The sequence below is a fragment of the Lachnoclostridium sp. An169 genome, from assembly GCF_002160525.1.
Taxonomy (GTDB): domain Bacteria; phylum Bacillota; class Clostridia; order Lachnospirales; family Lachnospiraceae; genus Mediterraneibacter; species Mediterraneibacter cottocaccae.
In genome coordinates, this window is sequence record NZ_NFKT01000046.1 from 14756 (window position 1) to 27117 (window position 12362).

Here is a 12362-nt window from a genome sequence, read left to right on the forward strand (position 1 = left end):
AATTATGAAGATAAAATTTACGAAAATGCAGGCTTTTGGCAATGACTATGTCTATATTGACGCCATCAGCCAGCAGTTGGATAATCTGGGTGAACTTTCAAAAAAAATGTCCAACCGGCATTTTGGGATCGGTTCGGACGGGATGGTACTGATCTGCCCGTCTGAAGTGTGTGATTTCCGTATGCGGATTTTCAATCCGGACGGAACCGAGGCGGAGATGTGCGGGAATGCCCTGCGCAGCACGGCAATGTTTGCCTACTACCACCATATGACAGACAAGACGACAATTACAGTCGAGACACTGGGAGGAAACCAGACGGTGGACCTGACGGTGGAGAACGGCGAGGTTGTCAATATCACTGCGGCGATCGGAAAACCGGAGCTCCGCGCGGCGAAAGTACCGGTGATCACAGAGGAAGAGACATTTATTGACCGGCAGCTTCAGGTTGTGGACAGAGTGTTCCGGGCGTCATCGCTTTCGTGGGGCAATCCCCATACGGTTCTCTATGTAGACAGCCTGGAAGATCTGGATATAGAGAAGTACGGACCGGCGGCAGAGCATCTGGAGTGTTTCCCCCGCCGTACAAACGTAACCTTTGCACAGGTTGTGGATGATTCCCATATCAGAATCAGAGAGTGGGAGAGAGGCACCGGAGAGACCATCGGCTGCGGAACAGGCTGCTGTTCGGCGGTTGTGATTTCCAATATGCTGAATCTGTGCGGCCGTTCTGTTGATGTGGAACAGCCCGGCGGCGTGCTTCATGTTGAGTGGGATGACCAGGATATCGTGCATATGACCGGACCGTCGCACGTTGTATTTGAAGGAGAGTTTTACTTATGAGATTAAAAGATCTGCTCAGTAAAGTGACATACCGCCAGATCAGCGGAGAGGAGAATCCGGAGATAACCTCCGTGGCATATGACTCCAGAAAGGTGGAGAAGGGATCCCTTTTCGTCTGTCTGAAAGGTTTTGAGACAGATGGACACCGGTATATTCAGAATGCGGCTCAGGCAGGGGCGGCAGCCATCATTGTGGAGGACCTTCCGGCGGAAGATCCGGGAACTGCAGTCATTCAGGTGGATGATTCCAGAAAGGCGCTGGCTTATATCTCCGCTGCATGGTTCAACTATCCGGCGGAACATATGACCATGATCGGTCTGACGGGTACAAAGGGGAAGACCACAACTGCTCATATGGTGAAAGGAATTCTGGAGGAAGCCGGGTATAAAGTCGGCATGATCGGAACAATCGGCGCTTTTGTCGGCGCGGAAAAGATCGCTACGAAGAATACTACTCCCGAGTCATATGAGCTCCACTCGCTTTTCGCCCATATGCTTGAGTGCGGCTGCCAGTGCGTTGTCATGGAAGTCTCATCCCAGGGACTGAAGCTTTCCCGTACAGCGGGAATCGAGTTTGATTACGGGGCGTTTCTGAATATTTCGCCGGACCATATCGGACCGGGGGAACACGAGAGCTTTGAGGAGTATATGCACTGCAAATCTCTGCTTTTCCGCCAGGCGAAGACGGCTGTCATCAATATTGATTCCCCTCACTGGAAAGAGGTTACGGCAGAGGCTTCCAACCCTTATACGGTATCCCTGGAACATGAAGCGGACTTCATGGGACGCAATATCAATAACATCTGGGAACCGGGACTTCTCGGCGTTACCTTTGATGTGTCGGGAAAATTCGAGGAGCATATGGTCCTGAATATGCCGGGAAGCTACAACGTGGAAAATGCCCTGATTGCATCGGGAATTACTTTCCTTATGGGAGTGGATCCGGAGGTAATCGGATCGGCGCTCCGGAAAGTGAAAGTGAAGGGAAGAACGCAGCTTCTTCAGGATGCCTCCCATTTTACGACATTTATCATTGACTATGCGCATAACGCACTGAGCATGGAGAGTCTGCTCAAGATGCTGAAGGCTTATCATCCGAAGCGGCTGATCTGCCTGTTCGGCGGCGGAGGAAACCGTCCGAAACAGCGCCGTTATGATATGGGAGAGATCGCGGCGAAGTATGCGGATCTTACCATTATCACACTTGACAATCCCCGCTTTGAGGATCCGGATGATATCAACGCAGATATTATCCGCGGGCTGAATGTCCACCATGGAAAATATGAGATCATCATGGACCGCGAAAAGGCAATCCACTATCTTCTGGATAACTGTGGAAAAGATGATATTGTAGCTCTGATCGGAAAGGGACATGAGGAATATCAGGATATAAAAGGTGTGAAATACTTTTTCTCAGAGGAAAAAGTAGTGTCGGATTATCTGAAGACAAAATAACCACTGTGAAAAATGTGAAAAAAGAACCGGCTCGGTGGAAAACTCCACTGCCGGTTCTTTTTTATGGTATTTAAATTGTTGATAACTTTTGTACCGCGTCCGCTGACACGACGATCTCGCAGTGTTCCTCAAGAAATGCGAGAACTGCGGAGCTGGCTTTCTCCGGCGAGCCGTATTCGGAAAGCATATTGCATATCCGGTTGAACTCGTTTGTCGAATGATCTGAGGGGGCAAGCGCAAGGATAAACATTCCGTTTTCCCTGTCCTTGTACAGGGTGTTGGCACCCTCATATACAGGCGCCACAAGCCGGGATGCCTGGATGGCTCCGTCCAGATCCTCGAAAGAAAACATCCGGATCGAGAAAGGCGCTGTCTCCTGATTCTCTGCCGCAGGCGTCCTGACTTCGGCAGCCGCCTCTTTAACTTTGTTCAGAAGGTTGAAAAATTCGTCTGCACCCTGCAGTTTTTCAAGGGCTTCCGAGTTGACAGCATCTGTATCGCCGGCAGGGGTAAACCTGGAAAAACGGGTATCCAGCTCCTCCGGATCCTCTACTTTTGTGATAATCAGGACAATGGAGTCCGAAGATGCCGGAATGGCCTCTATCATCAAGGGAATATTTTCCGCTTCAAAACCGAAATCAAAAGATGCCTGCTGCATCATATCACGAAATAAAGATTTTGCTTTCTCTGTGCCATAAGCCAGCTCACTCAGTTTCAGGTGGCGTGCTGCCAGATCAGCATGCGTCAGTGTACAGCGAATCTGATTTTCATTGAGCTTTTCAATTTTCATATGATCACATCCTTATATATAAGATACTATGCACGGCAGACAGTTTGTGTTTACCGGGCATATCTTCTCCCTGTTAGTATAAACAAAAAATAAATAGATGTAAAGAAAAAGCGTGAGAGTTTATAATACTTTTACGTTATCAACAAATCCCACCCACTTACCAACAAAAAACACATTGCAAACTGCATATACCGCTCCTATAATGGCTCTTACAGAAGATAGTATTCCTTGATAAACAGAGTATATGCGAAAGGAGGAAAAGAAAAACTGCATTTCTATTTTCTGACCGTGAAGACGTAAATATGCGTTTCGCGTCAGGCAGAATGAGAACGTCAGTTGCCCGATGATCCGGGCAGAGATCAGTGTTACAGGGAAACGAAAACGTATTTTAAAGAAAAGTCCGCTGCGGATGAGTACTGTCTTCCTCTCCGCCGGGTTGTATCCAGAGTATGTCACGAATACCTTTTATGGTCATATCTGCGGCGGAGGACTTTTGGTTTATCGGGAACCGCAGGGAAAGGAGTATACAAAGGATGAAGACGGAAGAAGTTTACAGAAAATTATATGCGGAGCTGGAGAAATATGAAGAGGAAGGTGTTGATATGCGGATAGACGGATATCAGGCGAGCCCCATGCAGATTGTGACAGCGCATATGATTAAAGAAGAAGGCACATATATGAGAGATTATGTCATTAACCCGGAAGGAAACATAGAGCGCCTTTCGTTTGTCAATATCAATCATTACAGACAGGCAGAGATTACCCCTTGACTGCCGGACGGAAAAATTGTGTATTTCTTAAGGATGTTTAAAATCTTCTGAAACAGGTAAATTATTAATGACGTATGAAAGAAATATTGATATAATAATTCCTGATAAGGAGGTGCGGCATGGACGAAAGAGAAAGAAGGGGTACCGGGCATCCGCGGAGCGGAAGTTCAGAGAATGCGCACAGAAGGTACCCTGACAGAAATACCCAGAGATCGGGAAACAGGACTGGTCCGGGCGGGAAGAAGCCCCGGAAAAGAAGCAGCAGAGCAAGACGCCGCCGCCGAAACACCGTAATAAGATGGGCGATCCTGATTATTCTGATTCTTGCAGCAGTGGGAGGATTCTTTATCTGGCAGAGGTACGGTTCATCGAACGAAGAAGCCGACAGAGGACAATATTATGGGCTGGAGGAGACCAACGACCTTGCTGTTGTAATCAATAACGAGGTGATCAGGCGGAAGGATGCAGAAGACGGCAGTGAAGCGTCACCTGCACCCGGAAAGATATATGACGGGCAGTATTATATAGAATATTCTGTTGTCCGCAGTCAGATTAACAAGAGATTTTACTGGGATTCCAATGAAAATATCCTGCTGTACACTCTGCCTCAGGGAAATGTTTCAGTAGAGGTTGGAAGCAGCGATTACACAGAAATAACAGAAGCAAAGAGCGCGGATTATGTTATTCTGAAAACAGAAGGGAAGACAGCATATATTGCACTTCCGTTTATCCAGGAGTATACAAACATGGAGTATTCCGTGTATGAGGACCCCTCCAGGGCAGTGATCACATCTGAGTGGGGAGAGGTTCAGACGGCGGAACTGAGACGCGATACGGCAGTTCGCTATCAGGGAGGCGTGAAGAGCCCGATCCTCACAGAAGTGAAGAAATCAGATAAGGTGACTGTCCTGGAGGATGAGGACAGCTGGATGAAAGTGGCTACAGCAGACGGTTTTGTGGGATATGTCAGGACAGGGGCGCTTCGCGGGATTCAGACGGAAACCATATCCAGAGAGTTTGAAGAGCCTGTATATACGAATATCTCCAAGAACTATACAATTAATATGGCATGGCACAATGTCTCGAATTCGGATGCGAACAATTATATCCTTCAGACAATAGCCGGTACAAAAGGACTGACCACGATCGCTCCGACCTGGTTCAGCATTGCGGATACAGACGGAAATCTGACTTCCATCGCGGACACGGATTATGTGAATTATGCGCACCAGTCGAATCTGGAAGTGTGGGCGGTGCTGCGAGATTTCCACGGGGGAATCAGTTCTTACGATGAGACCTATCAGGTGCTGAGTTATACCTCAAAGCGCACAAGACTGATCAATCAGGTGATTGCGGCTGCCCTTGAGGCGGGCGTGGATGGAATTAATCTTGATTTTGAGCTGATTTCATCGGACTGCGGAGTTCACTATATTCAGTTTGTGAGAGAACTCTCCGTGAAGTGCCGGCAGAACGGACTGGTCTTTTCTGTGGATAATTATGTCCCGCAGCCCTATAACCGGCATTATGACCTGGAAGAACAGGGGAATGTTGCGGATTACGTGATGATTATGGGATATGACGAGCATACCGACAGTTCTTATGAAGCGGGTTCTGTTGCGTCGATCGGTTATCTCGAGAACGGGATTACAGAAGCACTGAAGTCCGTTCCGGCGGAGAAACTGGTCGCAGGAGTTCCTTTTTACACCCGGCTGTGGTTCGAGACTCCTAAGACAGAAGAAGAGCTGGCAGAGGAGGAAGGAACGGAAGCGGCATCCTATCCGAATAAAGTGTCAAGCAGGGCGCTGAATATGGATGACGCTGCAGAAGCGGTGGCTGATGCCGGAGCGTCTCTGCAGTGGGACGACACGACAAAGCAGAATTACGCCCAGTGGGAAGCGGATGGAGGAACTTATAAGATATGGCTTGAAGATACAAAGTCTCTGGAAGAAAAACTCAAAGTGATTAAGGCAAACAATCTGGCAGGCGTTGCGGAGTGGAGCCTTGGAATGGAGACTTCAGCCGTCTGGGATCTGATTATTCAGTATATCAACTGATCTGCTGAGAATATCAGATCTGGAGACAGCGGTTTTTATTTCAGCAGTCCGGAAAGGCACAGCCTTCTTTTGCATATACATGTTATATGTGAAAGGAGGCTGTGTTCTGTTTTGAAAAAGAAAGTAAAATTTGCGGCGGCAGCAGTGGTATTTGCGCTTCTGATCATCCTGTGCCATCAGGGGGCTGAAAAACTGCGAAGACAGATTGAGGCTGGAAGGGCTGTCTCCGGAACAGGGACTGCTGTGAGGAATACGAATCTGGTTGTCCTCGATGCGGGACACGGGGGAATCGATGCGGGAAAAACGGGAGCCAACGGTGCCGAGGAAAAGGAAATCAACCTGAAGATTGCCATGATCATAAAAGAGATTCTCGAGGAGGCTGATGTGGAGGTTATTATGACACGAACCGATGATCAGAGGCTGGCGGATACCCAGGTGGAGGATCTGAAAAAGAGGACGGAGATTATGAATGAAGCCAATGCGGTACTCGCGGTAAGCATCCATCAGAACAGCTATCATGAAGAAAGTGTTCATGGCGGACAGGTGTTTTACTATACGGATTCCGCAGAAGGGAAGACAGCGGCGGAGATGATTCAGAATTCCCTGCGGACCATTGATCCGGAAAATACAAAAGAGGCGAAAGCGAATCATACATATTATATCCTGAAGAGAACGAAAGTTCCGGTTGTCATAGCAGAGTGCGGATTCCTCAGCAATTATGCGGAGGCGGAGAAACTGGCTTCGGAAGAGTATCAGCGGGAGGTGGCGGAAGCAGTGGCGGAAGGCATTCTTCAATATATAGAGAGCACCCGATAAAAGAGTTTTTTTTTGGTGGGAATAATGCTATAATGGAACCTATGGAAACTATAGTAAAAAAAGTAGATAAAAACCAGATTGACCATACTGTGATAGAGGAAGCCGGGAGGATTCTGAGAGAGGGCGGTCTTGTTGCATTTCCTACAGAGACAGTCTACGGACTGGGAGCCGATGCTTTGAAGGAGGAAGCGGCAAAAAAGACATATGCAGCAAAGGGAAGGCCTTCCGATAATCCGCTGATCGTGCATATCGCGGATTATGAGGATCTGAAAAAGATTGCGGTCAGGATCCCGCCGGAGACAGATGCCCTGGCCGCTCATTTCTGGCCGGGGCCTCTGACGATGATTTTTGAAAAAAGCGATATTGTCCCTTATGGAACTACCGGCGGCCTTGATACTGTGGCTGTGCGGATGCCCAGTGATCCCATAGCGGCGGAACTGATCCGCGCTGCAGGCGGCTTTGTGTCGGCGCCGAGCGCCAACACATCCGGAAGGCCCAGTCCTACAACTGCGGAGCATGTTCTGGCTGATCTGGGCGGAAAGATTGACATGATACTTGACGGCGGCGCCGTTGACATAGGAGTAGAATCTACGATTCTGGATATGACTGTGGATCCGCCGATGATACTGCGCCCCGGTGCGGTGACGGCTGAAATGTTTGAGTCGGTAATCGGTCCTGTTACGGTAGATCAGACGCTGATAGACAGCAGCAGTACAAAGCCGCCCAAGGCGCCGGGGATGAAATACCGGCATTATGCGCCGCGTGCAGAGCTGATTATTCTGGAAGGTGATCTGAGAGAGGAGATTCTTGCGATCAGGCAGCTGTCATATGCGGGCAGCAGGAAAGGGAAAAAAGTCGGAATTATTGCTACTGCAGAGACCCTTCCTTTCTACAGCAACGGTGTAATAAAAAATGTGGGAACACGGGAAAATGAGAAGAGCATTGCCAGAAATCTTTACCGGGTGCTGCGGGAATTTGACGAGGAGGATGTGGATATCATTTACAGTGAGTCCTTTGCGGCACAGGGGATCGGAAGCGCGGTGATGAACCGGTTGGAAAAGGCGGCCGGGCACAGACGCATTTCTGCATCGGATGTGGTGGCGAAGCAGAAGTACCGCAGAATTACTTTTGTAAGCCAGACGGATACCGGCAGAGGACCGATGGCGGCGGAACTGCTCCGGAACCATGATCTGGAACAGGAGTATGTGATTGATTCCCGGGGAATGGTTGTCCTCTTTCCGGAACCTGCCAATCAGAAGGCGGAAGCGATTATGAAGAGCGCGCAGATGACTCTGCAGAACCATACGTCTCAGCAGTTTGACGGGGAAAATATACAGGATGATACTCTGGTGCTTACGATCGGAGAGGACCATAAGAACAAGATTCTCAGTGAATATGAGAATGCGGCAAATGTGTATACTCTCAATGAGTTTGTCGGCGATGACAGAGAAATACCGGATCCGTACGGGAAACCGCTGACCGGATACGGGGAATGTTACGGAGTTTTATCGGAGATGATTGACAGGCTTGCAGAAAAGCTGAATGCAATGGCGAAAGGAGAAGAAAATGAGTAAAGTACATGTGATGGATCATCCGCTGATCACCCATAAGATTAATTTCATCAGACGCGAGGAAGTCGGGACGAAAGAATTCAGAGAAGTAATCGGGGAGATAGCGCAGCTTATGTGCTATGAGGCGACCCGGGACCTCAAGATGAAAGATGTTAAAATTAAAACACCGATTGCCGAGATGACAGGGAAAGAGCTGGCGGGAAAGAAGCTTGCGATCGTTCCGATTCTCCGGGCGGGCATTGGCATGGTTGACGGTATGCTGTCTCTGATTCCGGCGGCGAAAGTGGGACATATCGGACTTTACCGCGATCCGGAGACTCTGGAACCGGTGGAGTATTACTGCAAGCTCCCGGCGGACTGCGAGGAGCGCGAGGTGTTCGTGGTAGACCCAATGCTTGCTACAGGCGGGTCCAGCACCGCGGCGATCCGGATGCTGAAGGAAAAAGGAGTGAAAAATATCCGTTTCCTTTGTATTATAGCTGCGCCGGAGGGAGTAAAGCGGATGCAGGAGGAACATCCGGATGTGGATGTTTATATCGGGGCTCTCGACGAAAAGCTGAATGACCACGGGTATATTGTGCCGGGGCTTGGAGATGCCGGGGACCGTATATTCGGAACAAAATAATTTTCAGAGGTGCAGCCGGCGCCGGACCATGAGCCGGACGGGATAAAAGCGGATGGCACAGACACGGAAGAATTGAGAAGAAAAAGGAGATGACGGGTGATGTCGGATAAAAGAACGGATTATTTATCGTGGGATGAGTATTTTATGGGGGTTGCCATGCTGTCGGGCATGCGCTCGAAGGACCCGAATACGCAGGTAGGGTGCTGCATTGTGAGTCAGGATAACAAGATCCTTTCTATGGGATATAATGGCTTCCCGATTGGCTGCTCGGATGATGAGTTCCCCTGGGCACGGGACGGGGAGGATCCGTTGGAGACAAAATATGTCTACTCTACACACAGCGAGCTGAATGCGATACTGAATTACAATGGAGGCAGCCTGGCGGGGGCAAAGCTCTATGTGTCCCTTTTCCCCTGCAATGAATGTGCGAAAGCGATTATCCAGGCCGGAATCCGGGAAGTGATCTACGACTGTGACAAATACGGGGATACTCCCAGCGTCAGGGCGTCCAAGAAGATGATGGACGCGGCGGGGGTAAAATACCGCCCATATGAAAGAACGGGAAGAAAAATAGAAATAGAGGTATAGCGGCAGTGCGGTTTGACAAACAGGACTGCGGGAGGAAGTATGATTCGGGAAATTCAGACAGAAGATATAACAGAAAATATTAAAGAAATGTGCATCGAAGCCAATTACCATCTGTCTCCAGATATGGAGATGGCTTTGAATAAGGCTGAAAATGAGGAAAAGTCCGGGCTGGGGCGCCAGATCCTGGGACAACTGCGGGAAAATCTTCAGATTGCGGGGGATGATATGATCCCGATCTGCCAGGATACGGGAATGGCAGTGGTATTTCTGGAGATCGGACAGGATGTGCATTTTACGGGAGGCAACCTGGAAGATGCGGTAAACGAAGGGGTTCGCCGGGGCTATCAGGAAGGATTTCTGAGAAAATCCGTGGTGGGAGATCCGCTTATACGTGAAAATACAAAGGATAATACTCCTGCGGTGATCCATGCGAGAATAGTGGACGGAGACCGGGTCAGAATCACTGTAGCTCCGAAAGGGTTTGGCAGTGAAAATATGAGCCGCGTTTTTATGTTGAAACCCGCAGAAGGCGAAGAGGGAGTAAAGGCGGCGGTTATGACTGCGGTAAAAGACGCGGGACCGAATGCGTGTCCGCCTGTTGTTGTGGGCGTCGGTATTGGCGGTACGTTTGAAAAGTGCGCTATAATGGCCAAAGAGGCACTGCTCCGTCCGGTGGGCGTACATTCAGATATTCCTTATATAAAAGAGATGGAAGAGGAACTTCTGGAAAAGCTTAACTGTCTGGGGATCGGTCCGGGCGGTCTGGGCGGCACGACGACAGCGCTTGCGGTGAACATTAACACCTATCCTACGCATATTGCAGGGCTTCCGGTGGCGGTGAATATCTGCTGTCATGTAAACCGGCATGTTGTGCGAGTGGTGTAGAAAGGTTTTGGGACAACACCGCTTCAGGCAAGGGTGTTTCGGAAAATATTAACGGATCAGAAAGGAAAGTGCCATGGACAAGCATATTAAGGCTCCGGTTGACAGGGAGATTATAAAGACTCTGCGCGCCGGAGACTATGTATATATTACGGGAACGGTCTATACAGCAAGAGATGCTGCGCATAAAAGGATGTATGAGCTTCTGAAAAAAGGAGAGAAACTGCCGGTTGAGCTTAAAGATCAGATTATCTACTATATGGGACCGTCTCCTGCCAGGGAGGGAAGACCGATCGGATCTGCCGGTCCTACAACTGCCAGCAGAATGGATAAATATACGCCGGAGTTACTGGATCTCGGGCTTGGAGCGATGATCGGAAAAGGAAAGAGAAGCCCGGAAGTGACAGACGCAATTATAAGAAACGGAGCGGTGTATTTTGCGGCGGTCGGCGGTGCAGGGGCACTGCTCTCCAAATGTATCATCTCATCGGAAGTTGTGGCCTATGACGATCTGGGAACAGAGGCAATACGGAAACTTTATGTGGAGAATTTTCCGGTTATTGTTGTGATAGACAGCAGGGGCGGCAATCTTTATGAAATGGCGGTCAGAAAATATAATACTCTGGAGGAAAAAGCACGATGAAGCGTATTCTGATGATGGTTTTCCGTAACCTTTTTATGGTTCCGTATGCATGGGTGAAGCTCTGTTACAGAGCGGCGCATGTGGATAAATATAAAGAGGAAGATCTGTATGCTTTTCTCCGCTGGATCGATCTTCATGCAAACAGGGGCGGAAATGTGAAAATCGATGTTCACGGCAGAGAGAATATCCCGGAAAAAGATGGATTTATTTTCTACCCCAATCACCAGGGACTCTATGATGTGCTTGCTATAATCGAAGCATTTCCCCGGCCGTTTTCGGTTGTGGCGAAGAAAGAGGTTGCAAATGTCCCGTTTCTGAAACAGGTTTTTGCCTGCATGAAAGCATATATGATTGACAGGGATGATATCAGGCAGTCGATGGAAGTTATTATTAATGTAACAAAGGAAGTAAAAAACGGCAGAAATTATCTGATTTTTGCTGAGGGCACGCGTTCCAAAAACGGAAACCGTCTGGGAACGTTTAAAGGCGGAAGCTTTAAGGCTGCGACAAAAGCCCGCTGTCCGATAGTGCCTGTGGCATTGATTGATTCCTTTAAGCCGTTTGACACAAACAGTATTAAAGCGGTGACGGTACAGGTTCATTTCCTGAAGCCTCTTCTCTATGAAGAATATAAGGATATGAAAACGACCGAAATAGCAGCGGAGGTTCAGAACAGAATTCAGGCGACGATTAACCGGAATATCTGAGATCTGAAGTAAAAGACTGTAAAAAGGTCAGGGAAAAAATAAAAAAAGCGTTGACATTGGACGTATGGTTTAGTATAATAATTTCTGCATCACGGATGCGGAATTGAATATTTTGCTGCATAGCTAATGTGTAGTCTTATTCAGAATCAGGAGAAATACTCAAGAGGCTGAAGAGGCGCCCCTGCTAAGGGTGTAGGTCGGGAAACCGGCGCGAGGGTTCAAATCCCTCTTTCTCCGTTCAATGTTATCCTGAAAACTACTGGCGGAAGCCCAGTAGTTTTTCCATTTTAAACATGGGATTGTGGAAGACATTGGAAAAAGACACAAAATATAGTACCTGAAATAAAAAATAAAAAAGTTTCAAAAAAGTGTTGACAACACTGGAGACAAATGGTATTATATTTAAGCTGACTCGTGAGGGAAAGCAAAAGAAAATAAAAAATAAAAAAGTTCTTGACAAGCGAAAAACACTTTGATATAATATTAAAGCTGTCGCATGAAAAGAACGACAGGAACCTTGATAACTGAACAATAGACAACAACCCTTGAAAATTTCTTTGAAGAGAAAATTTCTAAGAACGGTTTGAACAAACCAATAACAGTAAAGGGATAGAATTGCTA

At 48.2% G+C, this 12362-nt stretch carries 12 protein-coding genes and 1 tRNA gene; 12 read left to right on the forward strand and 1 reads right to left on the reverse strand.

Annotated elements, in window-relative coordinates:
• Positions 1-4 precede the first annotated feature (4 nt).
• Positions 5-841, forward strand: a complete 837-nt coding sequence (dapF, locus tag B5F07_RS20570) for a diaminopimelate epimerase (protein WP_242972616.1) — start codon at positions 5-7, stop codon at positions 839-841.
• A complete protein-coding gene (locus tag B5F07_RS20575; protein ID WP_087163072.1) occupies positions 838-2295 on the forward strand; it encodes a UDP-N-acetylmuramoyl-L-alanyl-D-glutamate--2,6-diaminopimelate ligase in 1458 nt (485 codons plus the stop codon). The genes dapF and B5F07_RS20575 overlap by 4 nt, the downstream gene beginning before the upstream one ends.
• Before the next feature lie 70 nt (positions 2296-2365).
• Here the strand turns inward: B5F07_RS20575 and B5F07_RS20580 are convergent, their stop codons facing one another.
• Complete coding sequence (locus tag B5F07_RS20580; protein ID WP_087163073.1) at positions 2366-3085, reverse strand: adaptor protein MecA; 720 nt, start codon at positions 3083-3085, stop codon at positions 2366-2368.
• Between the two features lie 533 nt (positions 3086-3618).
• Here B5F07_RS20580 and B5F07_RS20590 point away from each other — a divergent pair.
• The 10 genes from B5F07_RS20590 (at position 3619) to B5F07_RS20635 (ending at position 11978) form a co-directional block, all read left to right on the forward strand.
• Positions 3619-3855: a hypothetical protein gene (locus B5F07_RS20590; RefSeq protein WP_087163075.1), complete on the forward strand. Its 237-nt coding sequence runs from the start codon at positions 3619-3621 to the stop codon at positions 3853-3855.
• 119 nt (positions 3856-3974) lie between these two features.
• Positions 3975-5909 carry a glycosyl hydrolase family 18 protein gene (locus B5F07_RS20595; protein ID WP_087163076.1) on the forward strand — a complete coding sequence of 645 codons (1935 nt, stop codon included), beginning with the start codon at positions 3975-3977 and terminating at the stop codon, positions 5907-5909.
• A gap of 111 nt (positions 5910-6020) precedes the next feature.
• Entirely contained in the window at positions 6021-6725 is a 705-nt protein-coding gene (locus B5F07_RS20600; protein ID WP_242972617.1) for an N-acetylmuramoyl-L-alanine amidase, read from the forward strand.
• Between the two features lie 41 nt (positions 6726-6766).
• On the forward strand, positions 6767-8299 hold the full coding sequence (locus B5F07_RS20605; RefSeq protein ID WP_087163084.1) for an L-threonylcarbamoyladenylate synthase: 1533 nt from the start codon (positions 6767-6769) through the stop codon (positions 8297-8299).
• A complete protein-coding gene (gene upp, locus B5F07_RS20610) occupies positions 8292-8921 on the forward strand; it encodes a uracil phosphoribosyltransferase (RefSeq protein ID WP_087163077.1) in 630 nt (209 codons plus the stop codon). Before B5F07_RS20605 ends, upp begins: the two co-directional genes overlap by 8 nt.
• 99 nt (positions 8922-9020) lie before the next feature.
• Complete coding sequence (locus B5F07_RS20615; protein WP_087163078.1) at positions 9021-9509, forward strand: deoxycytidylate deaminase; 489 nt, start codon at positions 9021-9023, stop codon at positions 9507-9509.
• A gap of 39 nt (positions 9510-9548) precedes the next feature.
• Positions 9549-10394 carry a fumarate hydratase gene (locus B5F07_RS20620; RefSeq protein WP_087163079.1) on the forward strand — a complete coding sequence of 282 codons (846 nt, stop codon included), beginning with the start codon at positions 9549-9551 and terminating at the stop codon, positions 10392-10394.
• Positions 10395-10467: 73 nt separating this feature from the next.
• The gene (locus tag B5F07_RS20625) at positions 10468-11034 is read left to right on the forward strand and encodes a Fe-S-containing hydro-lyase (protein WP_087163080.1); all 567 of its coding nucleotides are present in this window, start codon (positions 10468-10470) and stop codon (positions 11032-11034) included.
• Complete coding sequence (locus B5F07_RS20630) at positions 11031-11741, forward strand: lysophospholipid acyltransferase family protein (RefSeq protein WP_087163081.1); 711 nt, start codon at positions 11031-11033, stop codon at positions 11739-11741. Before B5F07_RS20625 ends, B5F07_RS20630 begins: the two co-directional genes overlap by 4 nt.
• A 149-nt stretch (positions 11742-11890) precedes the next feature.
• Positions 11891-11978 (forward strand) — tRNA-Ser (locus B5F07_RS20635).
• Positions 11979-12362 lie beyond the last annotated feature (384 nt).